Annotated in this window: 22 protein-coding genes and 1 tRNA gene; 7 read left to right on the top strand and 16 right to left on the bottom strand. The window is 72.8% G+C overall.

What is annotated here, in order from left to right:
• Positions 1-234: 234 nt before the first annotated feature.
• The 9 genes from fabI to ACVUH9_RS06700 all read right to left on the bottom strand — a co-directional run bounded on the left by fabI (position 235) and on the right by ACVUH9_RS06700 (position 8,946).
• On the bottom strand, positions 235-1,032 hold the full coding sequence (gene fabI, locus ACVUH9_RS06740; protein WP_475755204.1) for an enoyl-ACP reductase FabI: 798 nt from the start codon (positions 1,030-1,032) through the stop codon (positions 235-237).
• A gap of 85 nt (positions 1,033-1,117) precedes the next feature.
• Complete coding sequence (locus ACVUH9_RS06735) at positions 1,118-2,626, bottom strand: acyl-CoA carboxylase subunit beta (protein ID WP_475755202.1); 1,509 nt, start codon at positions 2,624-2,626, stop codon at positions 1,118-1,120.
• Positions 2,627-3,829 (bottom strand): beta-ketoacyl-[acyl-carrier-protein] synthase family protein, encoded by a 1,203-nt coding sequence (locus ACVUH9_RS06730; RefSeq protein WP_475755200.1) that lies wholly within the window; start codon positions 3,827-3,829, stop codon positions 2,627-2,629.
• A complete protein-coding gene (locus tag ACVUH9_RS06725; RefSeq protein WP_475755198.1) occupies positions 3,826-4,074 on the bottom strand; it encodes a phosphopantetheine-binding protein in 249 nt (82 codons plus the stop codon). The genes ACVUH9_RS06730 and ACVUH9_RS06725 overlap by 4 nt, the downstream gene beginning before the upstream one ends.
• A gap of 241 nt (positions 4,075-4,315) precedes the next feature.
• Positions 4,316-5,077 (bottom strand): 3-oxoacyl-ACP reductase FabG, encoded by a 762-nt coding sequence (fabG, locus tag ACVUH9_RS06720; RefSeq protein WP_475755196.1) that lies wholly within the window; start codon positions 5,075-5,077, stop codon positions 4,316-4,318.
• Entirely contained in the window at positions 5,067-6,134 is a 1,068-nt protein-coding gene (locus ACVUH9_RS06715; protein WP_475755194.1) for a 3-oxoacyl-ACP synthase III family protein, read from the bottom strand. The genes fabG and ACVUH9_RS06715 overlap by 11 nt, the downstream gene beginning before the upstream one ends.
• Complete coding sequence (locus ACVUH9_RS06710) at positions 6,127-7,035, bottom strand: ACP S-malonyltransferase (RefSeq protein WP_475755192.1); 909 nt, start codon at positions 7,033-7,035, stop codon at positions 6,127-6,129. Before ACVUH9_RS06710 ends, ACVUH9_RS06715 begins: the two co-directional genes overlap by 8 nt.
• A gap of 151 nt (positions 7,036-7,186) precedes the next feature.
• The gene (locus ACVUH9_RS06705) at positions 7,187-7,795 is read right to left on the bottom strand and encodes a response regulator transcription factor (protein WP_475755190.1); all 609 of its coding nucleotides are present in this window, start codon (positions 7,793-7,795) and stop codon (positions 7,187-7,189) included.
• Complete coding sequence (locus ACVUH9_RS06700; RefSeq protein WP_475755188.1) at positions 7,792-8,946, bottom strand: GAF domain-containing sensor histidine kinase; 1,155 nt, start codon at positions 8,944-8,946, stop codon at positions 7,792-7,794. Before ACVUH9_RS06700 ends, ACVUH9_RS06705 begins: the two co-directional genes overlap by 4 nt.
• Before the next feature lie 232 nt (positions 8,947-9,178).
• Between ACVUH9_RS06700 and ACVUH9_RS06695 the strand changes: the two genes are divergently transcribed.
• From ACVUH9_RS06695 to ACVUH9_RS06675, 5 genes are all read left to right on the top strand, one after another.
• Positions 9,179-10,306, top strand: coding sequence for a hypothetical protein (locus ACVUH9_RS06695; RefSeq protein ID WP_475755186.1), 1,128 nt, complete (start codon positions 9,179-9,181; stop codon positions 10,304-10,306).
• Positions 10,307-10,393: 87 nt separating this feature from the next.
• A complete protein-coding gene (locus ACVUH9_RS06690) occupies positions 10,394-11,530 on the top strand; it encodes a hypothetical protein (protein ID WP_475755185.1) in 1,137 nt (378 codons plus the stop codon).
• A 133-nt stretch (positions 11,531-11,663) separates the two neighbouring features.
• Positions 11,664-13,076, top strand: a complete 1,413-nt coding sequence (locus ACVUH9_RS06685) for a dihydrolipoyl dehydrogenase family protein (RefSeq protein WP_475755183.1) — start codon at positions 11,664-11,666, stop codon at positions 13,074-13,076.
• A 200-nt stretch (positions 13,077-13,276) separates the two neighbouring features.
• A complete protein-coding gene (locus ACVUH9_RS06680; protein ID WP_475755181.1) occupies positions 13,277-14,695 on the top strand; it encodes an FAD-dependent oxidoreductase in 1,419 nt (472 codons plus the stop codon).
• A gap of 61 nt (positions 14,696-14,756) precedes the next feature.
• Positions 14,757-16,181 carry a metallophosphoesterase family protein gene (locus ACVUH9_RS06675; protein WP_475755179.1) on the top strand — a complete coding sequence of 475 codons (1,425 nt, stop codon included), beginning with the start codon at positions 14,757-14,759 and terminating at the stop codon, positions 16,179-16,181.
• Positions 16,182-16,196: 15 nt separating this feature from the next.
• On the opposite strand, the gene cls is transcribed toward ACVUH9_RS06675, so the two are convergent.
• The 3 genes from cls to ACVUH9_RS06660 all read right to left on the bottom strand — a co-directional run bounded on the left by cls (position 16,197) and on the right by ACVUH9_RS06660 (position 19,704).
• A complete protein-coding gene (gene cls, locus ACVUH9_RS06670) occupies positions 16,197-17,660 on the bottom strand; it encodes a cardiolipin synthase (protein WP_475755177.1) in 1,464 nt (487 codons plus the stop codon).
• Positions 17,661-18,048: 388 nt separating this feature from the next.
• Positions 18,049-18,120 (bottom strand) — tRNA-Thr (locus ACVUH9_RS06665).
• A 120-nt stretch (positions 18,121-18,240) separates the two neighbouring features.
• Entirely contained in the window at positions 18,241-19,704 is a 1,464-nt protein-coding gene (locus ACVUH9_RS06660) for a WS/DGAT/MGAT family O-acyltransferase (protein ID WP_475755175.1), read from the bottom strand.
• A gap of 114 nt (positions 19,705-19,818) precedes the next feature.
• On the opposite strand from ACVUH9_RS06660, the gene ACVUH9_RS06655 reads away from it, so the two are divergent.
• Entirely contained in the window at positions 19,819-20,268 is a 450-nt protein-coding gene (locus ACVUH9_RS06655; RefSeq protein ID WP_475755173.1) for a type II toxin-antitoxin system RatA family toxin, read from the top strand.
• Between the two features lie 100 nt (positions 20,269-20,368).
• On the opposite strand, the gene ACVUH9_RS06650 is transcribed toward ACVUH9_RS06655, so the two are convergent.
• From ACVUH9_RS06650 to yczR, 4 genes are read right to left on the bottom strand one after another with little or no spacing between them, the layout of a single operon-like run.
• Positions 20,369-20,974: an FKBP-type peptidyl-prolyl cis-trans isomerase gene (locus ACVUH9_RS06650; RefSeq protein ID WP_475755171.1), complete on the bottom strand. Its 606-nt coding sequence runs from the start codon at positions 20,972-20,974 to the stop codon at positions 20,369-20,371.
• Positions 20,975-20,995: 21 nt separating this feature from the next.
• Complete coding sequence (locus ACVUH9_RS06645) at positions 20,996-21,424, bottom strand: DUF3037 domain-containing protein (protein ID WP_475755169.1); 429 nt, start codon at positions 21,422-21,424, stop codon at positions 20,996-20,998.
• The gene (locus ACVUH9_RS06640) at positions 21,408-22,178 is read right to left on the bottom strand and encodes a HipA family kinase (RefSeq protein WP_475755167.1); all 771 of its coding nucleotides are present in this window, start codon (positions 22,176-22,178) and stop codon (positions 21,408-21,410) included. Before ACVUH9_RS06640 ends, ACVUH9_RS06645 begins: the two co-directional genes overlap by 17 nt.
• A gap of 26 nt (positions 22,179-22,204) precedes the next feature.
• The gene (gene yczR / locus ACVUH9_RS06635; protein WP_475755165.1) at positions 22,205-23,665 is read right to left on the bottom strand and encodes a MocR-like transcription factor YczR; all 1,461 of its coding nucleotides are present in this window, start codon (positions 23,663-23,665) and stop codon (positions 22,205-22,207) included.
• Positions 23,666-23,727: 62 nt separating this feature from the next.
• Here yczR and yczE point away from each other — a divergent pair, with 62 nt between their 5' ends.
• Entirely contained in the window at positions 23,728-24,372 is a 645-nt protein-coding gene (yczE, locus tag ACVUH9_RS06630; protein ID WP_475755163.1) for a membrane protein YczE, read from the top strand.
• Positions 24,373-24,531 lie beyond the last annotated feature (159 nt).

Here is a 24,531-nt window from a genome sequence, read left to right as displayed (position 1 = left end):
ATGTTCGTGGACCAAGCAGGTCCAGGCGACAGCCGAGCCCGTAGGCGGCGTGGGCGACCGCTCAGCCTGCGGGTGAATCTGAGGTGACCGTGGACCAAGCGCCAAGCAGGTCCAGGCGACAGCCGAGCCCGTAGGCGGCGTGGGCGTGCGCAGAGACCGAGCAGGTCGGCGCGCGTGGATCGAGAGCTGGGCGCCAGCCCTGCCGAGGTCCACGCGGGCCGAGATGCGAAGCGTCTATGCCGCGCCCACGCCGCCTACCGAGTGAACGCCGCCATCGACGTGCAGGATCTCGCCGCTGATCGCCCGCGCCATCGGCGAGAGCAGGAACAACGCGGCGTCGGCCGTCGGCGTCGGGTCGGCGGTGTCCCAGCCGAGCGGCGCGGCGGCGTCCCAGCCGTCGGCCAGCACGTTGAAGCCGGGGATGCCGCGGGCGGCGATCGTGCCGAGCGGCCCGGCCGAGACGAGGTTCGAGCGCACGCCCTGCGGCCCGGCGTAGCGGGCGAGGTAGCGGCTGGTGGCCTCGAGCGCCGCCTTCGCCACGCCCATCCAGTCGTAGATCGGCCAGGCGACCTGGGCGTCGAAGTCGAGCCCGACGACCGAGCCACCGTGCTCCGACTTCGAGAGCGCCGGCAGCAGCGCCGCGGCGAGCGCCTTGAGCGAGAAGGCGCTGGTCTCGAACGCAGTCTTGGCGCTCTCGACCGGGGTCTCCAGGAAGTTCCCACCGAGGGCGTCCTCCGGGGCGAAGGCGATCGCGTGGAGGACGCCGTCGAGGCGCCCGTCCCAGCGGGTGTCGATCTCGGCCGCGACGGCGGCGAGGTCCTCCGGCTTGTTGACGTCCAGCTCGAGCACGTCGGCCGGCGTCGGCAGCTGCTTTGCCGCCCGCTCGGTCAGGCGGCGGGGACGACCGAAGCCGGTCAGCAGCACCTCGGCGCCCGCCTGCTGCGCCCGGGCGGCGACGTGCCACCCGATCGAGTCGTTGGTGATCACGCCGGTGATCAGCAGACGGCGGCCGGCCAGCAGGTCGGAGGGCACGGGTACGGTCACAGCTACCTCGGGAGGGGTTGGGGTCGAGCGCCTGTCGCCGGCCGGACGTGCCGACGAGTCACGACAGGATCGCTCAGATCGGGAAGTTGCGGGCGCGCTGCTCGCGCGCGGCCGGGCGACGCAGCGACGACAGCGCCCAGACCAGCCGGTCGCGGGTCGCGGCGGGATCGATGACCTCGTCGACGATCCCGAGCGCGGCCGCGCCCTCGGCCGAGAGCTGCTCGGCCGCGTACTCGGCGGCCAGCTCGGCCTTCTTGGCGACCGGGTCGTCGGCGGCGGCGATCTCGCGGCGGGAGATGATCCCGACGGCCTGCTCGGCCCCCATCACGCCGATCAGCGCGGTCGGCCAGGCGAGCACCAGGGTCGCCCCCAGCGCGCGGCTGTTCATCGCGATCTGGGCCCCGCCGAACGCCTTGCGCAGGACGATCGTGACCTTCGGAACGTCCGCCTCGGCGAACGCGTGCACGAGCTTGGCCCCGTGGCGGATGACCGCGCCCTGCTCCTGATCGCTGCCGGGCAGGAAGCCCGGGGTGTCGACCAGGACGGCCAGCGGCACGCCGAAGAGGTGGCAGAAGCGGACGAAGCGGGCGGCCTTCTGGGCCGACTCCGCGTCGAGCGTGCCCGCCAGCCGGTTGGGCTGGTTGGCGACGACGCCGATCGGGCGACCGTCGACCCGCGCCAGCGCGCAGACGACGTTCGGCGCCCAGTCGGGGGCGATCTCGAGCAGGCGGCCGCCGTCGACGATCGCCTCGGCGACGTCGCGGACGTCGTAGCCCCGACGCTGCTCGGCCGGGACGTAGACCGACGGATCGAAGGCCGGCGGCGGCACCGGGCGGGCGCGCGGCGGCTCCTCGCCCGAGCGCTGCGGCAGCAGGCCCAGCAGCTCGCGCGTCATCCGGACCGCGTCGTGGTCGTCGTCGGCCAGCATCTGGGCGACGCCGTTGAAGCGCTGGACGTCGGGGCCGCCGAGGTCCTCGGCGCTGACGTCCTCACCCGTGACCTCGCGCACCACGCCGGGGCCGGTCAGGAACATCGCCGCGTCGCGGGTCATGATCGTGACGTCGGTCAGCGCCGGGGTGTAGGCCCCGCCGCCGGCGCAGGTCCCGCAGACGACGGAGATCAGCGGCACCTGGCCCGACAGCCGAGTCAGCTCGGCGAAGATCTGCCCGTAGCCGGCGAGCGCGTTGAGGCCCTCCTGCAGACGGGCGCCGGCCGAGGCGAGGAAGCCGACGACCGGCATCCCCGCGTCCCCGGCCATCCGCAGCAGCCGCACCAGCGTCTCGGCGTGCTGCGCCCCGAGGCTCCCGCCCATCAGGGCCTGGTCCTCGGAGTAGCAGGCGACCGGACGGCCGGCGATCGTGCCGACGCCGGCCAGCACGCCGTCACCGGGCGTCGCCCGGGCGGCCAGCGCCGTCGAGACGACGGCGGTCCGGAACAACCGCAGCGATCCCGGATCGCACAGGGCCTCCAACCGCTCCAGCGGTGAGAGCATGTCCCCCGCTCCGGAGGCGGCACGGTCGACGGCGCCGGGCGCGGCGGCCCGGGGCGCGACGACGGTCGGGGTCCCAGTGCGTCCACTCATTCAGATGCCTCCAAGGGCGATGCAGGCGTTGTGTCCGCCGAAGCCGAACGACGTCGACAGGGCGACCGGAGCCCGGCCGTCGGTGTCGCGCAGGGCGACCGGCTCGCCGATCACGTGCATCAGGTCGAGCTCGGGATCGGGCCGGTCGAGGTTCAGCGTCGGGGGAGCGATCCGCTCGCGCAGGGCGAGCGTGGTGGCGACCGCCTCGATCGCACCGGCCGCACCGAGGGTGTGCCCGATCGCCGACTTCAGGCTGGAGATCGGGATCTTGGTGATGTGGTCGCCGAGGGCGACGTGCATCGCGCCGGTCTCGGACTTGTCGTTCAGCGGCGTGCCGGTGCCGTGCGCGTTGACGTAGTCGACGTCGGTCGCGGTGAGCCCGGCGTCGGCCAACGACTGGGTGACGGCGCGGGCGGCGCCGGAGCCGTCGGGGGTCGGCGCGCTCAGGTGGTGCGCGTCCTGCGAGGCACCGGTGCCGAGCACGTAGCCGAGGATCTCGGCCCCGCGGGCCTTCGCCTTCTCGGGGTCCTCGAGGACCAGGGCGGCGGCGCCCTCGGAGAGCACGAAGCCGTCGCGCTCGACATGGAACGGCCGCGACTGGCCGGTCGGCGAGAGCGCCGTCATCGCGGTGAAGCCGGCGCGGGCGAGGTCGACCAGGGCCGCCTCGGTCCCGCCGACGACGATCGCGTCGACCGTGCCGGCGCGCAGCTCACGGAGACCGGAGGCGATCGCGTGGGCGCCGGCGGCGCAGGCGCTGACGGTCCCCCAGCTCGGCCCGAGCAGACCGCGCCGGAGCGCGATCTGACCGGTCGGCCCGTTCGCCATCAGCAGCGGAATCGCCAGCGGCGAGACCGGCTTGCCCTCGAGCAGCGCCTGGTGGTTCTCGGTCAGGGTGATGAACCCGCCGATCCCCGAGCCGATGATCGACCCGACGCGCTCGGGGGCGTAGGGCAGCTCATCACCGGGTGCGCCCCAGCCCGCCTGGGCCAGGGCTTCGTCGCCCGCGACCAGCAGCAGCTGGCTGGAGCGATCGGCGCGCCGTGCCTCCTTGCGGCTCAGAAAGTCGGTCGGCTCGAAGGCGAGGCAGGCTCCCTGCCCGTCGACGATGCCGCTCCGGCCGGCCTTCCAGCCGGAGAACAGCGCGTCGACACCGACACCCAGCGGGGTGACGGCGCCGACACCGGTGATGGCTGCGACGGTCACTGGCCGGCGCGCTCCACGATCAGGTTGACCGCGTCCTCGACGGTCCGCAGCTTGGCCACGTCCTCGCCCTGCAGCTTCACGGCGTACTTCTCCTCGACGATCTGCGACAGCTCGGCGAGATCGAGCGAGTCGACGTCGAGGTCCTCGAACGTCGCGGTCGGGCTGAGGGCGTCGGCCTCGGCGCCGAGCTCCTCGAGCGAGCTCAGCACGAGCTGCTCGACATCCTCACGGGTAACGGTGGACACGTTGTTGGTCTCCTGGAGTTGGACTGACGGTGGTGCGGGATGCATCCGGGAAGTGCGGGTCCTTCATGGGTACACGGCCGGCAGGGCGCGGGCACGAAGCCCGCCGCGCACTACCGCCATCTGGGGGGTTCTGCCTCCGCCAGATGGGGGGATGCCGGTGCCCTGGGTCGGAGGTTCGCCAGATCTCGGCGTGGACCTCCGATCCACGATCCTAGATGGTCGATTCCGCGGAATCGACGATCTACGCCCCCAGGCCCCCGTCGACGACGAGCGTCGATCCGGTGACGTAGGAGGCCTCGGGCGAGGCGAGGAAGCGGATCGCCGCGGCGACCTCCTCCGGCTGGCCCGCTCGGCGGACCGGGATGTGGCCGACGAGGTCCTCGAGCAGGCCCTCGGTCATCTCGCTCTCGATGAAGCCGGGAGCGACCGCGTTGACGGTCACGCCGCGACGGGCGACCTCGGCCGCGACCGAGCGCGTCAACCCGAGCAGGCCCGCCTTGGCGGCGGCGTAGTTCGCCTGGCCGGGGTTGTTCTTGAGCGCGATCACCGACGAGACGTTGATGATCCGGCCGAAGCGGCCACGGATCATCGGGCTCAACGCCGGGCGGATCAGGCGGAAGGCGGCGTTGAGGTCGACGTCGATCACGCGCTCCCACTCGTCGTCGCTGAGCTGCATCGCGAGGTTGTCGGCGGTGATCCCGGCGTTGTTGACCAGGACCCGGACCGGCCCGAGCGCCTCGACCGAGGCGGCCAGCAGCGCGGCGGGCGCCTCGCGATCGGCGAGGTCGGCGGCGATCGCGACCGCCGTGCCGCCGGCGGCCTCGACGTCGGCGACGACCTGCGCGGCGGCGTCGGCGTTGCGGCCGTAGTGGACGACGACGGGCCAGCCGTCGGCCGCCAGCGCCTTGACGGTCGCGGCCCCGATCGCACCGGAGCCGCCGGTCACGAGCGCGCAGCCGTCCTCGGGCTTCGCGGGTGGCCAGCTGAACGGCTTAGCGGCCATTGGATCCACCCTCCCAGGTCATGGTGATGCCGGCCCAGGCCAGGCCGCTGCCGAAGCCGGCCAGCAGCAGGCGGGTGCCGGGAACGACACGGCCGTCGGCGCGGGCGTCGGCGAGCGCCAGCGCGACCGACGCGGCCGAGGTGTTGCCGTGCGTCTCGACCGAGCTGGCGACCTGCTGCGCGGGCAGCTTGAGCCGCTTGCGAACGGCCTCCAGGATCCGGCCGTTGGCCTGGTGGAGGACGATCAGGTCGACGTCGTCCTCGAGCGACATGCCCTCGGCAGCGGCGGTCTCGCGGACCGTCGACTCGAACCGCTGGACCGCCGTCTTGTAGGTGTCGAAGCCGTTCATCTGGACCGCGAACGGGATCCCGGCGCCGAACTGGCCCTCGTCGAAGATCGACGGGTGCTCGGTGGCGACGCGAACGGTGCCGCCGTTGGCCCCGTCGGAGCCCATCACCGAGCGGCCGACGCGGCCGACGCCCTCGTCCTGGCGGGCCTGGAGCACGATCGCGCCGGCGCCGTCGCCGAGCAGCCCGGCGGTCGCCTTGTCGCTGCGGTTCGTCAGCCGGCTCATCGCCTCCGCCGCGACGACCAGCACGGTCCGGAAGCGACCCGATTCGATCATCGCCGTGGCGGTCGCGACCGAGGCCACGAAGCCGCTGCAGCCCGACGAGACGTCGAAGCTCGCCGCGTGGCCGGCCCCGAGCTGCGAGGAGACCACCGCCGACATCGACGGCGCGATGTCGTCGCTGATCAGGCAGGCGGCGATCACCAGGTCGACCTCGCTGCCGTCGATCCCGGCGTCCTCCAGCGCCCGCTGCGAGGCGAGCAGCGCGAAGTCGGTGATCTTCTCGTCGTCGGCGAGGATGTGCCGCTGCTTGATGTGCGTCCGTGAGACGAGCCAGTCGGGCTCGAGGCCGAGGCGCTCCTCGATCTCGGCCGAGGTGACGATCGTCTCCGGCAGCGCGGCGCCGATCCCGAGCGGGGCGACGCGCACGGGGCGCACGGGTGCTGGTGCCTCCGCCGAGGCGGCGGAGGGCGTCGGAGCGTCAGGCATGAGTGGGATTGTCCCCGGTCGGCGTCGTCGGCCCCTCGGCGGCCGGCTCCGGGACCTCGACCTCGACCGCGTCGGGCCCCTCGAAGCCGTCGGCGAAGGTCCGGCGGGCGAGGCCGGCGACGACGTCCCCCGGGCCGGCGTCGACGAACCGCCGGACCCCGGACGCGTGCAGGGCCAGCAGGCCGGGACGGAAGAGGACCGGGTGGGTCAGGCTGTCGATCAGCCGCCGCGGCGGATCGTCGATCGGGGCCGCGGTCACCGCCGACCAGACGGGGATCGTCGCCTCGCGGAAGGTCGTCGCGTCGATCGCGGCCTGGAGGCCGGGGATCGCCGGCTGCATCAGCGGCGAGTGGAAGGCCCCCGCGACGTCGAGCCGGCGCATCCGGCCCCCGCGGCTCTTGGCCGTCTCGGCCGCTGCGTCGAGCGCGTCGATCCGCCCGGCGAGGATCACCTGGCCGGGGGCGTTGTCGCAGGCGACCACGAGCCCGTGCTCGTCGGCGAGCGCCTGGGCCTCGTCGAGGTCGCCCTTGCGGAGCGCCGACATGCTGCCGATCCGCTCGGGGTCGGCGTCGGCCATCGCGGCGCCGCGGGCGGCGGCCAGGATCAGCGCCTCGCGCTCGTCGATCACGCCGCCGAGCGCGAGCGCGACGATCTCGCCGAGCGAGTGGCCGAAGAGCGCGTCGGGGCGCGGCAGGCCCAGGGCCGAGTAGCGGGCCAGCGAGGAGCAGACGATCGCCGGCTGGGCGAAGCGGGTGCTCTCCGCGGTCCGCGGGAACGGGTCTTCGCCGACGGCCTCGATCACCGCTTCGAGCAGGTCGGGACGAAGACGGGCGACCTCGTCGCCGGCTCCGTCCATCGGTGTGCCTTGTCCGGGGAAGAGGATCGCCGTGGAGGTGCTCACGACGGAACAGCCTGCCATGCCACCCCGACGAGCTGCTAGCCGACGGGGTTTCCGACCCCCTCTCCGGGGGGCGGCGACGCCGGGCCCGGACCGCTCGGGGCGACCCGGGCGAAGCGCTCCTGACCGACCAGATGGTCGGCCGGGAGCGGGCTCAGAGCAGCCCGAGCTGGTCGGCCGTGCGGACGGCCTCGGCGCGGTTGCGGACGTCGAGCTTGCGGTAGAGCGAGCTGGTGTGCTCCTTGACCGTGTGCGGCGAGAGGTGCAGCGCCGCGGCGATCTCGGGGTTGGTCGCCCCGGTCGCGATCAGGCCGAGGATCTCGCGCTCGCGGGGGCTGAGGCCGGCCGGAGTCGCCGGACCGGCAGAGCCCTCGAAGACGGTCCGGCCCGCCGCGACCGCGCGGACGGCGCGGCAGACGTCGGCCGCCGGCCAGTCCTTCGGCACGAAGCCGGAGGCACCCGCGGCCTTCGCGGCCGCGGCCGAGATCCGGCCCGCGCCGGACAGCAGCAGGACCTTCGTCCGCGGCTCGGCGGCCCGCAGCCGCTCGCACAGCTCGGCCCCCGACTCGGTCCCGAGGAACAGGTCGACGAGCGCGACGTGCGGCGAGTAGCGGCTGGCCAGCTCGACCGCCTCCTGGCCGTTGTGGGCGCTGAGGCAGCGGGCGACCCACGGCTGACCGGAGAGCAACGACCGCAGGCCCCAGTGGACCACCTCGTGGTCGTCGACCAGCAACACCACCGTCCGTCCGACTTCCCGCGTCATGCAACGTCCTCCCGCTCGTCGGTCGCGGGCAGCAACAGCCGCACCCGCCATCCGTTCTCTCCCCGTGACCCGAACTCCAGCAGACCGCCGGCCTGGAGCGCTTCGACGGCGGCCAGGCGCAGGCCCAGACCGGTCCGTCCGGCCTCGCCCTTCTTCGCGCCGTCACTGTCGATCGTCATCGCGATCGCGTCGGCGACCCGCGTCAGCGAGACGTCGAGGACGGTCGGCGCGCCGTGCTTGAGCGCGTTCCGGACCGCCTCGCCAAGCACCGACTGGGCGAGCGGCTCGAACGACCGCGGCAGCTCGACCGACGGATCGAGGTCGGCCCGGACCTCGACGGTCGCGTGCGCCCGGCGGAGGCGGTCGATCTCCTCGCCGAGTCGCATCTCGGTCGGGGCGGCGACCTCGAGCCGGGGCCCGTGCAGCAGCTGGCGGAGGTCGGCCTGGGTCGCCTCGATCTCGATCCGGGCGCGCTCGCGGGCCTCGCCGTCGAGCGGCTCGTCGGAGGCGAACACCAACCCGAGCCCGAACAGCCGCTGGATCACCTGCTCGTGGACCTGGCGGACCAGCGTCAACCGGTGCTCCATCTGCCGCGCCTGCTCCTGGTGGCGGGTCGCGCGGCGGGCCTCGGCGGCGAACGCGACGACCTTGCCGGCGATCCAGAGCGCGTCGCGGGCGGAGACGGGCAGCGGAAGCCCGGTCGTCTGCTCGACGACCATCACGCCGTACCAGGTGCCTCCCGCGGCGATCGGCACGTAGGCCAGGTCGCCCTCGGGCAGATGCGCGAGGTCCGGACGACTGACCTGCTCGCCGGGGGTGTCGAGCGAGTCGACGACCCGGTCCTCCTCGAGCGCGACCCGCGACAGCGGTGCGTCCTCGATCCCGACGCCCTCCGGCGGGAACCGCTCGCGGTCGATCCGGTGGGTGCCGACCGCACGGACCCGGCGGCGGCCCTCGTCGTAGAGGAACATCACGGCACGGTTGACGCCGACCGCGCCGCAGACCGCTTCGCAGAGGCGGTCGTAGAAGGTCGCGCTGTCGGGGGTCGCCTCCTCGATCCCGGACATCGCCCGGACGAAGATCCCGAGCGCGTCGGCGGCCAGGACCGCGGCCGACTGGTGCGCGGCGGGGGGTTGCTCGGACGAGGCCATCCCATCAGGCTAGCCCTCCGTGACCTCCGGCCGGGCCTGTCGCGCCCCCGTTTCCACCCGTCCGACGGGTCCGAAAGCCGCCTCCGGGCCGCGATGGCGGTTCCCGCCGGACCACGAGGAGGACCACCGGGGGACCGCGTCGGCCGTCACCGCCAGCGGCAGCGCGCCGATCGCCAGCTGGACCGGGAACCCACGCGAAGACGGCGAACAGGGGTCTACGATGTCCGACCACATGACTCGCAATCGAGCCACACTCGCCCTGGCCGCTGCGGCGGCCTCCGCCCTCGTCCTCGTCCCCGCCGGCTCCGCCAACGCCGCCGTCGTGAAGGGCTTGCAGGACCAGGAGATGACCGTCAACTTCCCGGAACTGACGGCGCCGTTCATCGAGAACGCGACGGCGGCCAAGGTCGGGATGGTGCGCTTCAACACCAGCTGGGACGGCAAGTCCAGCAGCCCCGACGGCGGTCAGGTCGCACGGATCCACGCCGCCGTCACGCAGGCGATCGCCGCCGGCAGCACGATCAAGTCGATCGAGGTCGTGCCGGCCATCTCCAGCAACGACTCGTTCAACCCCCGCGGCAAGAAGGCCGGCCCGACGGCCGCCTCGAAGATCTCCGTCTCGGCCTACAAGAGCTACATCCAGTCGCTCGCGACCAGCCTCAAGGACCTGCCGGTCACGCGCTACTACAGCGCGATCAACGAGCCCAACTGGTACCGCTACATCCCCAAGCGCGGTGGCGCGGCGCTCTACCGCAAGCTGCACAACACCGCCTACAGCGAGATCAAGAAGGTCGATCCGCAGGCGAAGGTGCTCTTCGGCGAGCTGCTGCCCTACGGCCGCCCGCTCTCGAAGAACTACCCGCACGGCCAGTCCGCCGACGCCGGTGCCTTCCTCCGCGAGGTGCTCGGCCTCAACAAGAGCGGCAAGGCCACGGGCAGCAGCAAGACCTACACCGTCAAGGCCGACGGCGTCTCGCTCCACACCTACGACTTCACGGCCAACCCGGCCAAGAAGCGCGCCAACCGCGACCAGTGGACGCAGGCCAACCTCGGCTACGCGACCGCGGCGCTGAAGCGGGCGGCGAAGACCAAGCGGCTCCCCTCCTCGGCGGCCAACTCCGTCTTCCTGACCGAGTTCGCGTACAAGACCAAGCCCGGCGGCAGCGACACGATCCCGGTCAACACGGCCGCCAAGTACCTCAAGACGGCGTGGTCGATCGCCAAGCGGCAGAAGGCCAAGAGCTTCGTCTGGTACCAGCTGCGCGACCCGCAGTCGACCGGCGAGAACTGGCAGTCCGGCCTGCAGACCCGCACCGGCGGCACCCGCGCGACCTGGACCGCCTTCAAGGGGCTGAAGTAGGTCACTGAAGTAGCCCGGACGGTCTCCCCCGGCGTGGTTTCCGGGGAGGACCGCTCTCTTCGGCGCGTCGGCGGGTTCCGGGGACACATGACTCGCAACCGAGCCACATTCGCCCTCGCTACCGTCGCCACCGCCGCGGCGTCCGCCGCCTTCCTGGTGCCGGCCGGCGCGGCCAACGCTGCCGTCGTCAAGGGTCTGCAGGACCAGGAGATGACGATCAACCACCCGGACCTGACCAGTTCGTTCCTGACCAACGTCCAGGAGGCGAAGGTCGGGATGGTCCGGTTCAACACCGGCTGGGACGGCAAGTCGACCGTCCCGCCGCCGTGGCAGGTCAACGGCATCCGCCGGACCGTCCTCCAGGCGCAGGCCGCCGGCACCCCGATCGCCTCGATCGAGGTCGCACCGACCGTGACCGGCGGCTCCTCCTTCAACCCCCGCGGCAAGAAGGCCGGCCCGACGGCCGCCTCGAAGATCTCCGTCTCGGCCTACAAGACCTACATCCGGTCGCTCGCCGAGAGCCTCAAGGACCTGCCCACCACCCGCTACTACACGGCGCTCAACGAGCCCAACTGGTACCGCCACATCCCCAAGCGCGGCGGCGCCACCGTCTACCGCAAGCTCCACAACACGGCCTACGGCGAGATCAAGAAGGTCGACCCGAGCGCCAAGGTCCTGTTCGGCGAGCTGCTGCCCTACGGCCGCCCGCTCTCGAAGAACTACCCGCGCGGCCAGTCCGCCGACGCCGGCGCCTTCGTGCGCGAGGTGCTCGGCCTCAAGAGCAACTGGAAGGCCAAGGGCAAGTCCTCGACCTACCGGATCAAGGCCGACGGGGTCGCGCTGCACACGTACGACTTCAAGGCCAACCCGAACAAGAAGCGCAAGAGCCGCGACCAGTGGACCCAGGCCAACCTCGGCTACGCCAAGGCGGCCCTCAAGCGGGCGGCGAAGACCAAGCGGATCCCGTCGTCGGCGGTCAACGCGATCTACCTGACGGAGTTCGCGTACAAGACCAAGCCCAAGAGCAGCGACACGATCCCGGTCTCGCGCGCCTCGACCTACCTCAAGAGCGCCTGGTCGATCGCCAAGAAGCACAAGGCCAAGAGCTTCGTCTGGTACCAGCTGCGCGACCCGCAGTCGACCGGCGAGAACTGGCAGTCCGGCCTGCAGAACCGCACCGGCGGCGCCCGCCAGACCTGGACGACGTACAAGAACCTCAAGTAGCCACGGGGAATCGCACCCGCCGCCGGGGCCCGCCGCCGGACCCGCGAGGATGCACGGGAGGGTCGACGTACGCTGACCCTCCCGACCGCGGCCCGTCCGTCGCGGCCGGTGGTCCCCAACCTGAGGAGCTTCCGTGCACGAGACCGACGCAGACGTGGTGGTGCTGGGCGCCGGGCCGGCCGGTGAGGTCGCGGCCGGACGCCTCGCGGAGTCCGGTCTCGACGTGGTCCTCGTCGAGCCGCGACTCGTCGGCGGCGAGTGCTCGTTCTTCGGCTGCATGCCGTCGAAGGCGCTGCTGCGCCCGGCCGAGCTGCTCGCGGAGACCCAGCGAGTCCCCGGCGTCCGTGAGCTGGTCCACGGCGAGATCGACCCCCAGATCGTGCTCGACCGTCGCGACGAGGTGATCCACGAGCTCGACGACGCCGCCCAGCTGCCGTGGCTGGAGGATCGCGACATCCGGCTGATCCGCGGCCACGGCCGTCTGGCCGGCGAGCGGACGGTCGAGATCCTCGAGCACGATGGCGAGGACGCCCGCGGGACCGACCGGATCGTCGCCCGCCGCGCGGTGATCGTCGCGACCGGGACCCGCCCGTCGTTGCCCCCGATCCCGGGCCTCGACGAGGTCGGCGGCTGGACCAACCGCGAGGGCACCACCTCCGAGCAGGTGCCCGGACGGCTGCTCGTGCTCGGCGGCGGCCCGATCGGGAGCGAGCTCGCCCAGGCCTGGTCGTCGCTCGGGTCGCAGGTCGTGCTGCTGGAGACCCTGCCGCGGATCCTCGCCAAGGAGGAGGCCTACGCCGCCGCGCAGGTGACGGAGCGGCTGCGCGCCGCGGGCGTCGACGTGCGGACCGGGATCACCGTGACCCGTGCCGACCGCCGGGGCAAGACGGTCGTCCTGACCCTCGAGGGCGGCGAGTCGCTGGAGGCCGACGAGCTGCTCGTCGCCGCCGGACGGGTGCCGAACACCGACGACCTGACCGTCGAGCGGGCGGGCATCACGCTCGGCGACCATGGCTTCCTGACCACCGACCAGTCGCTCCGGGTCGGCGGCAGCGACTGGCTCTACGCGGTCGGCGACGTCAACGGCCGCGCGCTCCTGACCCACCAGGGCAAGCGCCAGGCCCGGGTCGCGGCGGACCGGATCCTCGGCGACGCGACCGCCGCGCTCGCGGAGACCGAGCCCGACGGCGGCCGCAGCCCACGGGTGACGTTCACCGAGCCGCAGGTCGCGGCCGTCGGCTACACGCTCGAGGCTGCGCTCGCCGCGGGGATCGACGCGCAGGCGATCGACGTCCCGAGCGACGGCAACGCCGGCGCGAGCTTCGTCGGCAGGGACGCCGGCGGCACCACCCGGTTCGTGCTCGACCGGGCCGCCGAGGTACTGGTCGGCGTCACGTTCGTCGGCTCCGGGGTCGCCGAGCAGCTGCACGCGGCGACGATCGCCGTCGCCGGACGGGTCCCGCTCGACCTGCTCGACCAGGCGGTCCCGACCTTCCCGACCCGCTCCGAGATCTGGTTGCGGTTGGCGGAGAAGCGGGGCTCCTGAGCCAGCTTCGTTCCCCGATCGGGTGCGGACGGCGACCGCCCGCCAGCCCTGCGGACGACGGGAACCGCCCGCGGGCTCGTACGATGCAGGAGAAGGGGCGAATGCTGATCGGCATTCCCTTCTCCGAGGAACGATACGGTTGCCCTAAGAACACGTTCCCAGGCGCCACTCCTTCCCTACCGACCCCGGCGAGAGACACCGTGACCGACCAGCCCGATACTCCCGACCGCCCGCTCCGCGTCGCCATCGTCGGCGCCGGCCCGGCCGGCTTCTACGCCGCCGGCCAGCTGCTCGCCGCCAAGGGCGTCGCGGCCGAGGTCGATCTCTTCGACAAGCTGCCGACCCCGTTCGGGCTGGTCCGCTTCGGCGTCGCGCCGGACCATCCGAAGATCAAGTCGGTCACGCGGGTCTACGAGAAGATCGCCAAGAAGCCCGGCTTCCGGTTCTTCGGCAACGTCGACGTCGGCACCGACATCAGCCACCACGAGCTGACGGCCCGCTACCAGGCGGTCATCTACTCGACCGGTGCCTCGCACGACCGGCGGCTGGGGATTCCCGGCGAGGACCTGCCCGGATCGCACCCGGCGACCGAGTTCGTCGCTTGGTACAACGGCCACCCGGCCGCCCGCGACCACGAGTTCGACCTCTCCCCCAAGCGCGCGGTCGTGATCGGCAACGGCAACGTCGCCGTCGACGTCGCCCGGATGCTCGGCCTCTCGGTCGACGAGCTGCGCGAGACCGACACCGCCGACCACGCGATCGAGGCACTGGCCTCCTCGGGCATCGAGGAGATCGTCGTGCTCGGCCGCCGGGGACTGGCGCAGGCCGCGTTCACCAACCCGGAGCTGCGCGAGCTCGGGGAGATGGCCGACGCCGACATCGTCGTCGACCCGTCCGAGGTCGCCCTCGACGAGCACAGCGCCCGCTGGCTGGAGAGCGACGAGGCCGACGTCCGCGAGAAGCGCAACGTCGAGATCGCCAGCGAGTATTCGACCCGCACCCCCGAGGGCAAGAAGCGCCGGATCGTCCTGCGGTTCCTCGCCTCCCCGGTCGAGATCGTCGGCGACGGCAAGGTCGAGGGCATCCGGATCGTCAAGAACGAGCTGGTCGCCGACGACGACGGCTGGATCTCGGCCCGTCCGACCGACCAGACCGAGGTCATCGAGTGCGGGCTGGTCCTGCGCTCGATCGGCTACCGCGGCAGCAAGCTCCACGACGTCCCGTTCGACGACCAGCGGGCGACGATCCGCAACGTCGGCGGGCGCGTGATCGACGAGAACGACGACGAGCAGGTCCCCGGCGTCTACACCGCCGGCTGGATCAAGCGCGGCCCCTCCGGGATCATCGGCACCAACAAGAAGGACGCCCAGGGCACCGTCGACGTGCTGCTGGAGGACCTCGTCGCCGGCAAGCTACCCGAGCCGACGGTCACCGAGGACGACCTGCCCGAGCTGCTGGCCGCCCACGAGCTCGATCACGTCGACTACGCGGGCTGGCAGCGGATCGACGCCCACGAGCAGGCCCTCGGCGAGCCCCAGGGCCGCCCGCGGGTCAAGCTGACGCGGGTCGACGAGATGCTCGACGTCGCCAAGAGCGCCGCGGCCGCCGAGGCCAGCTGAGGGAGCGAGGCGCACGATCATCCCGCCGCTCGCACGCCAGATCCTGGCCGTCCTCGCCGTCGTGGCGGGGACGCTCGCCGGGGCGACCGGGGCGATCTGGGTCTACGGCCAGACCGAGCAGCTCTCGGTCGGCCAGGTCCGACTCTCGATCGACCCCGGCCACCGCGGGTCGCTCGACCTCTACGTGCCGCTGGTCGACTGGGGCGTCCGGTACGACGCCATCCGGCTGCCGGTACGGCTGAACGTCGACCTGCGGACCGTCGATCGCACGGTCGTCCAGCAGATCGCGAAGCAGGGCACCCTCGACGCCCGCTCGGTCCGCACCGAGGCCCGCGACGCGATCGCACGCTACCTCCGGACCGTGATCGTCGTCGTGGTCCTGGTCGCCGCCTTCGCCGGACTGCTGGTCGCGCTGGCGGTCCGCTCGCGGGCCGGTCCGCGGCTGCGCTGGACCAGCGGCGTGGCGGTCGGCCTGGCGCTGCTGATCGGGGTCGCCCTCGTCGTGCTGCTGCCGCCGCGGGGCCGGCTCGACGATCCGCAGTACTACGCCTTCGGCCCCGACATCCCGCGGGCGCTGCGGATCCTCGAGGACGCCCAGCGCTCGTCGGGAGTGCTCGACCAGGAGCTCGACGCCCAGCTGGTCGGCCTCGCGCGGCTCGTCTCCGATCCCGCCCAGCGGGGTCCCCTGACGGATGCGCCGATGGCGACGATCGCGTCCGACCTCCACAACAACGTGCTCGCGCTGCCGATCCTCCAGCGGGTCTCCGCCGGCCACCCGCTGCTGTTCGTCGGCGACCTGACCGACCGCGGGACGCCGCTCGAGAGCAGCCTGCTGGAGCGGGTCACCCACCTCGGCCGCCCGTTCGTCTTCGTGACCGGCAACCACGACTCCGATGCGCTCACGCGCTCGCTCGCTCGCCGGGGGGCTGTCGTGCTCGGCCGGTACGGCCCGCTCGGACGCAACGGCCGGCCGCGTCACCCGCGCAACGTGGTGGCGCGGGTCGCCGGGATGCGGGTCGCGGGCTACGGCGACCCGTTCGTGCGGCTGCGGTCCCAGCACTACCGCGACCGCTACGTCGACCGCGGTCCGTCGGTCGCCAACCAGCAGGCGTTCGCGGCCTGGCTGAAGCCGCTCGTCGGCCACGTCGACGTGGTCATGGTCCACGAGCAGAAGATGCTCGACGTGGCGCTCGCCGAGCTGCGCCGCAGCCCGCCGAAGCGTCCGCTGGTGTTCGCCGTCGGCCACACCCACCGCGCGGCGCTCGAGCGTCTCAAGAACGTGACCGTGATCAACGGCGGCAGCGTCGGGGCGGGCGGGACCGGCAACCTCAGTGGCGACGCGACCGCCGTCGGGATCGCGCGCCTGCTCTACCGCGACCGGCCCCGCTTCGCGCCGCTGGCGGTCGACCTCGTCAGCGTCGACCCGGCGACCGGCTCGTCGACCGCCCGCCGCGAGCGGCTCGACCAGCCGGCCGAGGGAGGCTGAGCGGGTCGAGCAGGCCTACTGCAGCGCCGAGGTCAGCCGGGCGAGGTTGTCGACGACCCGGCCGGCCCACGGCCGCGACAGGTGCTTCTCCAGCGTCAGCTCGGTGCTGATCGAGCGGTAGTGGTCCTCGACCCGCCGCATCTCGTCGGCGAACTCGACGCCGCTGACCATCAGCGAGACCTCCATGTTGAGCCCGAACGAGCGCATGTCCATGTTGCTCGAGCCGATCACGGAGACCTCCTCGTCGACCGTCATGTGCTTCGCGTGGAGGATGTACGGCGCCGGGTACTGGTAGATCCGCACGCCGGCCCGCAGCAGCGCCTCGTAGTAGGACCGCTGCGCGTGGAAGACGACCGGCTGGTCCCCGATCTCCGAGACGAACAGCTCGACCGCGACGCCGCGGTCGGCGGCGGTGGTGACCGCCGACATCAACGACTCGTCGGGCACGAAGTAGGGGCTCGTGATGCTGATCCGGCGCTCCGCGTAGTAGATCAGCGAGTTGAACAGCTTGAGGTTGTTGTCGTCCTCGAACCCCGGACCGCTCGGCACGACCTGGCAGTCGAGCGCGTCGATCGCCTCGCGCGGGTCGACCTGGTGGATCTCGCCCTCCAGCGCCTCGTCGGTCTCGCTGTACCAGTCGGTCACGAAGATCGCGTTGATTCCGCCGACGATCGGGCCCTCGAAGCGCGCCATCAGCTCCTGCCACTTCAGGCCCCGGCGGACGTTGCCGCGCTTGTTGTAGCTGCGGTCGATCAGGTTCTGCGAGCCGAGGAAGGCGACGTCGCCGTCGACCACCAGCAGCTTGCGGTGGTTGCGCAGATCGGGGCGCTGGTACTTCCCGCGGAGCGGCTGGACCGGCAGCATCGGCTGCCAGTCGACGCCGGTCCGCTTGAGGTGCTTGACCGTCTGGCGGTAGTGCGGGGAGCGGCGGGAGCCGATGTGGTCGAAGAGCACGCGAACCGAGACGCCGCGCTTCACGGCGGCCTCGAGCGCGGCGAAGAACGGGGCCGTCGTCGCGTCCGAGGCCATGATGTAGAACTCGCAATGGACGTACTCGCGGGCGGCGTCGATCGCCTCGGTCATCTGCCGCAGCGAGTCGTCGTAGCCCTCGATCAGGCGCGCGTGGTTGCCGGTGATCAGCGGCATCGCACCGAGGTTGCGGTTCAGCTGCACGACCGACGACAGCCACGACGGACCGGGATCGTCCTCGGGGACGTTGTCCATCCCCTTGGTCAGCTCGAGGATCCGCTGGTTGACCTCGCGCTGCTTGCGGCGCCGGTGCTCGGGCAGCTTCGGGTTGCCGATCAGCAGGAACGCCAGGACCCCCAGGTAGGGGATGAAGAAGATCGCCAGCAGCCAGGCCATCGCCGACGTTGGGCGGCGGTTGACCGGCACGATCACCACGGCGGCCAGGCGGACGACCAGGCCGACGACGTCGAGGGCCAGCGTCCCGTGGAGAAAGAGATCCGAGAGGTCCACGCCGTCACGCTACTGGGCGCCGGCCCCCCGGTTCACGAACCGATCACGACGGCCCACCGAGCGCGCGGCCGGCGACCCGATGTGGGCCGGCTGGCCTTCAACGGGTCGGGCCCTGCCCGGGCGTGACCCGCACGAGCGCCCTGAGCGCCCCGAGAACGCCCGGAGAGACCTTCCCCGACCGAGAACCGGGGAGTCGCCGTGCGTCGCGCCCGCGGCCCCGCAGATCGCCTCCTCACAAACGGCGTTCCGCGTTTGCGACCGAACGATTGGCCGCTTGCCCGGCTCGCCGTTCGGCGAGAAACGCCCCACATCCGCCCCACGATCGGTGCAGACGGTGCAGAACGAAAAAAGCGCCGGGAGCCTGGATCACCAGTCCCCGACGCTTGTAAGCCCTCTGTCGGACTCGAACCGACGACCCCTTCCTTACCATGGAAGTGCTCTACCACTGAGCTAAGAGGGCAACGCGCGAGAAAGAGTAGCGGTCCGCGGCCGGAAACGCTGCGCGATAGCCCGGAGGCTGCGCGGAGAGGCCCCGAACGCCGCGCCCACCGGCTGTCCGGAGCCGCTCCGCGCGTGCCGCTCAGGCGACGCCCGCCAGCTTCCGCAGCGCCTCGAGCTCCGCGAGCATGCCGTCGCCGATCAGCTCCGGATCGGGGACCTGCCCGCGGTCGACCACGATCCCCGCGTCGACCCGACCGCAGTAGCTCATCACCGTGATGTTCATGCCGACCCCGTGCGTGACCGGGGAGACCGGCACGACCGTCTCGATCCGGGCCCCGGCGCAGTAGAGCGGGATCTGGGGGCCCGGCACGTTCGACACGATCAGGTTCATCGGCGGCCGGATCCCGGCCCGGCCCGCGATCCCGAGCGTGATCTTGGTCGCCCGCGTGAACAGCGCGGGCGGCAGGAACCGGGTCGCGTCGATCAGGAGATCGGCCGGGACGGCGGCGTGCCGCTGCTTCGCGCTCTGCATCGACGCCCGCGCGGCGGTCAGCCGTTCGCCCGGCTCGCGGAGGTTGGTCGGCAGCGGCACGACCATCCCGCCGACCCGGTTGCCGAACGTCCCGTTCTGCTCCGGCGTCCGGACCGAGACCGGGACCAGCGCCAGCAGCGGCTCGGGCGGGAGCGCATGGTGGGTGACCAGCCAGTGGCGGACGCCACCGGCGGCAACGGCCATGATCACGTCGTTGACGGTCGTGCCGAGCGCCGCCTTGACCGCCTTGACCAGATCGAGGTCGAGCCGCACGTGGGCCATCCGCAGCTCGCCGGAGAGCCGCTGGTTGAAGGGCGTCTCCGGTGCCGAGCCGACGAACGGCTCCAGCAGCGGCCGCTCGTCCCCGGTCAGCGGCCGGGCGACGCTCCGGACCACCCGCCCCGCGGTCGTCATCCCCGGGATCCAGCCCGCCCCGGGCAGGCTGCCGGCGTGGGCGACGAACCGCGGCAGGCTCCGGGCTCGCTCCTGGATCCGCCCCGGGGCGCCGGCGACCCCGCGCGCGAGCATCCGCAACGGGGTCGGGGGCAGCTCCGTCGCCTGCTCCTCGACCACGACCGACTCCCGCCCCTCCGGCGTCAGGTCGAAGATCGCGCCCATGATCTCCGCCCCCGAGACGCCGTCGACGAGCGCGTGGTGAACCTTCGAGACCAGCGCGCAGCGACCGGCCCCGAGCCCCTGCACGAGCCAGATCTCCCACAGCGGCCGGGTGCGGTCGAGCGGACGCGAGAAGAGCCGGCCGACCAGCGCGCTCAGCTCCGCCTCGCCGCCGGGCTCGTCGACCCGCAGCTCGCGCACGTGGTGCTCGAGGTCGAAGGCGGGATCGGTCGCCCAGTAGCCGTGGTCGACGTTGAACGGCACCTCGACGAGCCGCCAGCGGAACGGCGGCAGCAGCGCGAGCCGACCGGCGAGCATCTCGCGCAGGCGGGCCAGCGTCAGCCGGCCGCCGGGAAGGTCGGCCGGGTCCAGGATCGCGACCGCGGAGACGTGGCCGACGGTGCGGTCGCCCTCGTGGGCCAGGAAGAGCGCATCGAGGCTCGTGAGTTGACGCAACGGGACCCCTCGTCCGACGGTGGATCCCGACCCTAGCCGGAGCCGGGGGCCACCGGGAGGTCCTGTCGGTCGGCTACCGTCCGCCCGAACGCAAGATCAACCGAGGAGCAGCGCGTGACAGGACTGGGTGGTTCGGCGACGGGCGAGATCGATGCCCCGATCGAGCAGGTGTGGGCCGCGGTCAGCGACGTCGCAGCGATCGCCGAGTGGCAGGACGGCGTGCTCACCGCCACCGCCCTCGAGCGCGACGCGGACGGCCAGGTGGTGCTCGCCGAGATCGTCAGCGACGCCAAGGTCAAGGAGCTGAAGGTCCGGGCGCGGTTCGTGCGCCAGGCCCCGAACCGGCTCTCGTGGACGGTCGAGTCGGGCGACGTCAAGAAGCTCGACGGCTCGTGGATCCTGGAGGACCTCGGCGGCGGCCGCACGCGGGCGACCTATGAGGTCGAGGTCGATCCCGGCCGGATGCTGCGGATGCTCGTGCGCGGGCCGGTCGAGGACGCGGTCCGCGAGAAGCTCGTCGGCCAACGGCCGGCCGAGCTGGCCGCGCGGGTCGCCGCGCTCTAGGAGCCCGAACGGGCGAGGGCGCCGAATCGGCGCCCTCGAACGCGGTCCCGCACGGGACCACCTACCCGGGGCCGGCCGCGCGGGCCGCCCCGACGATGGCTCAGGACTTGCCGACGCCCGCCAGGTCGATGATGAAGACCAGCGTCGCGTTCGGCGGAATCGCGGTGCCCTGGCCCTGCGCGCCGTAGCCCATCTCCGGCGGGACGACGAGCAGCCGCCGGCCGCCGACCTTCATGCCGGGAACGCCCTTGATCCAACCCTCGATCAGGCCGCCCTCGGTCAGCGGGAAGGCCACCGGGTCGTCGCCCTGGTCCCACGAGGACTCGGCCTTCTCGCCGTCCCAGACGCCCAACGAGTAGCGGACCTCGACGTTGTCGTTCAGCTTCGCGGTCGCCCCGTCGCCCTTGACGACGTCCTCGATCACCAGCGTCTTCGGCGGCGCGCCCGTGCTCTTGCCGAGCTCCGGGGCCTTCTTCACGTCCGTGCCCGCCGCCTCGACGAGCTTGTCGATCGTCGCTGCGGTCGCTCCGCTCTCCTTCGGAGCGGCGGCGTTCTCGTCCGTGGCCGTGGTGGCCTCCGGAGCGGTCGTCGTCGCGGCGGTCGTCGTGCCCTCCTTGACGTCCTGCGCGGTCTTCTCGTCTCCGCAGCCGGTGGCGGCGATCGCGAGCAGCGCGAGGGGGATAGGGAGCCAACGGCGTACGTGCATCCCCGGCAGGGTAGTAGAGCCTCAGCCTGCGCGGCGCACCAACTGGACCATCAGTCGGTCGAGCACCGCCTGAGGGTCACCGCAGACCCCGGTGTGGACGGGCGACGGCTGCACGATCGTGCTCGACGGCGCCGCGATCCAGCCGAACCGCTCCGAGCGATCGAGCAGCGCCACCGCGCCCGCCGCCGCGTCCCCCTCGGCCACCCGCACGAGGCCCTCGAGGTGGCGCTCCAGCCCGTCGAGGTCGAGCTGCGGGTCGAGCGCCTCCAGCCGCGGACGATCGACCAGCACCCGGGCCCCGAGGAAGCGGTGGCGGCGGGAGTGCAGGACCACCCCGACGTTCAGGGCCTCGCCGCGCTCGATCGAGGGGACGACGCGAAGGACGGCGTACTGGAAGACCTCGGCGTCGCCGCAGCCGGAACCGTCGCGGGACTCAGGCGGTGCGGGCACGCTCGGCCTCCTCGACGAAGTCCCGCGGACCGCTGGTGCGGGCGAGCAGGTCGGCAACGAGCAGCTCGGCGGCCGCCGGGTCGAGCCAGCGCTCAGGCACGCGGGCGACGATCGAGCGCAGCAGCGGTTCGTCGACGTGCGGAGCGAGCCGCCGGTCGGCCTCGACGATCGAGCCGGCCCGGGGCAGCAGGACGTGGTCCCGAATCGCCGCGAAACGCCCGTTGGCACGAGCCGGATCGAGCCCGGCGTGCTGTCGGTAGAGCGCGGCCCCGTGGTCGATCAGCCAGATCCGGTCGTGCCAGGTCAGCAGGTTCGGGTTGCGCGGGGTCCGATCGACGTTCTCCGTGAGCGCATCGAGCCAGACCACCGCCGCGGCCAGCTCGGGGTCCGGTTGCGGACCGGAGGCCGGGCTGTAGGGCAGCGCCCGCGGGAGGAAGTCCATGCCGACGTTGACGCCGGCGCTCGCCGCCAGGTGCTCCTGGATCTCGGGATCCGGCTCCGCCCGCGACAGCTCGATCGGCAGCCCGGCGAGGACCAGCTCGGGCATCAGCAGCCCGAGGCCGGGCTCGGCCTCGGCCAGCGCCCGCGCCAGCTCCCCGACGACGATCTCGGCCACCAGCGCCTTCGGGCCCTGCGCGGCGCCGAACAGCTTGACGACGTAGAGCCCGTCGTCGTCGGCCTCGACCAGCGCCGGCACCGAGCCGCCCTCGCGCAGCGGGGTCACGTAGCGGAGCGCTTGGACGTCGCGAAGCACCCGCGCAGCGTAGCGACCGCGGCTGCTCACACGACCGCGGTCGGCTCCTCGCTCACGCCGGCCGTCGCGTAGGCGGCGGGCGCCCCCGGTCGCAAGGCGGCGTACGCCCGGGCAAGGCGCGGGATCGCCAGGTCGAGCTCCGCCGCCGGCCGCGTGAACGGCAACCGCACGAACCGCTCGAGCGCACCGGTCGCACCGAACCGGGGGCCGGCCACGATCCGCACCCCGTAGCGGTCGGCGGTCGCGGCAAGCGCGGAGCTGACCGCGACCGGCAGCTCGGCCCACAGCGCCAGTCCGCCCGGGGGGCTCGTGACCCGCCACTCCGGTAGCTGGTCGGCGACGAGGCCCAGCAGGTGCTGCCGCTGTTCGCGGAGCGCGGCCCGTCGCGGATCGAGCTGCGCATCGTCGCCCCCGATCAGGGTCGCCGCGGCCAGCTGCTCGAGCACCGGGGTCCCGAGGTCGAGCGAGGCCCGCACCGTCGCCAGCGCCGCCGCGGTCCGGACGTCGGCCCGGATCCAGCCGATCCGCAGGCCGCCCCAGAAGCTCTTGCCGGTCGAACCGAGGGTGATCACCGTCCCGCCCTCGTCGTGGACGGCGAGCGGCGGCGGGGGCGGCGCGTCGAGCCAGAGGTCGACCATCGTCTCGTCGACGACCAGCGTGGTCCGCGTCCGCGCCGCGCCGCGCGCGACGGCCGCACGGGTCTCCGCGTCCATGCAACGGCCGGTCGGGTTCTGGAAGTCCGGCAGCAGGTAGGCCAGCCGCGGCCCGGTCTGGCGCATCGCAGCGATCAGTCCCTCGACGTCCCAGCCGTGCTCGGGCAGCGCGACCGGCACCACGCGGCAGGCCGCCCGCTGGACCGCGTCGATCGCGTGCGGGTAGACCGGGTGGTCGAGGATCACCCGGTCGCCCGGACCGGCCAGCAGCCGCAGCACCAGCGCGAACGCGTGCTGCGCGCCGTAGGTGACCACGATCTGGTCGGGGGTCGTGGGGAGCCCGCGGCGGCGGTAGCGGTCGGCGATCGCCTCACGGAGGACCGCGAGCCCGACCGGCTCGTAGCCGTGCCGCGGCAGGTACTCCGGCAGTGCCGCCAGGGCCGCGGCGTAGGCGCCGTGGACGGCCGGCACCGCCGGCAACGCGGCGATCCCGAGGTCGACGGTCCCCGGGCGCTCGTCGTCGGCGAGTGGCTCCCCCGTCCGGTCGGACGCCCCACCGGGCAGGCTGGTGCGGCTGCCCGATCCCCGACGGCTGCGGAGGTAGCCCTCGTCGCGCAGCAGCGCGAAGGCTCCGCTGACGGTGGTCCGGCTGACCCCGAGCGCGGTCGCGAGCTCACGCTCGCCCGGCAGCCGCAGGCCGAGCGGCAGACGGCCATCGAGGACGAGCAGGCGAAGCCCGTCGGCGAGCCGGCGGTAGACCGCCCCGGCCCCGTCGGCGCGCCAGGCGCCGAGCTGCCGCACGAGCGCCGGGGCGGTGATGCTCCGTGAAGCCATACGGTCCACTATCCGCAAACTGGCTCTACTTTTCAAGGCCAGTGTCGGGCATCGTGGGCCGCATGCTCGGCCGTCGCCTCCTCCAGCTCTACGCCGGCCTCGTGCTCTACGGCTTCTCGATGGCGCTGATGTTTCGCGGCAACATCGGCCTCGACCCGTGGGATGCCTTCCACCAGGGCGCGGCCGAGCGACTCGGCTGGAGCTTCGGGACCGTCACGATCGTGACGGGGGCCGCCGTCCTGCTGCTCTGGGTGCCCCTCCGGCAGCGGCCGGGCCTCGGCACGGTCAGCAACGTGATCGTGGTCGGCCTCGCGGTCGACCTCGGCCTCGCCGTCCTGCCGCCGCTCGAGCCGCTGTCGATCCGGATCCCGGTGTTCGCGCTCGGAGTCGTGCTCAACGGGCTCGCCAGCGGCGCCTACATCGGCGCCCGCCTCGGCCCGGGCCCCCGCGACGGGCTGATGACCGGGCTCGTCCGTCGGACCGGGTGGCCGATCCGGGTGGTCCGAACGCTGATCGAGGCCAGCGTGCTGGCCGTCGGCTGGCTGCTCGGCGGCACCGTCGGCGTCGGCACCGTCGCCTACGCGCTCGCGATCGGCCCGCTGATCCAGCTCTTCCTGCCGCGGTTGACGGTGCCCGAACTGGAACCGGAACCGGAACCGGACCTCGTGACCCCAGCGGCGAGGCCTGCGGCCGCGTCCGGGGATTGATCGGCAGATGTATGCCGAGGACCGACGATCGCCCCGCAGCGGGACACGATGTCCGGGTGCAGCCCGCGACCGTCGACGCCCGCGGGTTGCGGCAGCCGGCCGCCGCAACCCCGAACGACAGAGGCCCCGGTTCCGTTGGAACCGGGGCCTCTTCTTCGC

It is taken from the genome of Patulibacter ginsengiterrae, from assembly GCF_056269115.1.
Note: the sequence above shows the minus strand (reverse complement) of the source record. Positions and strands in the feature narration are given on the sequence as shown.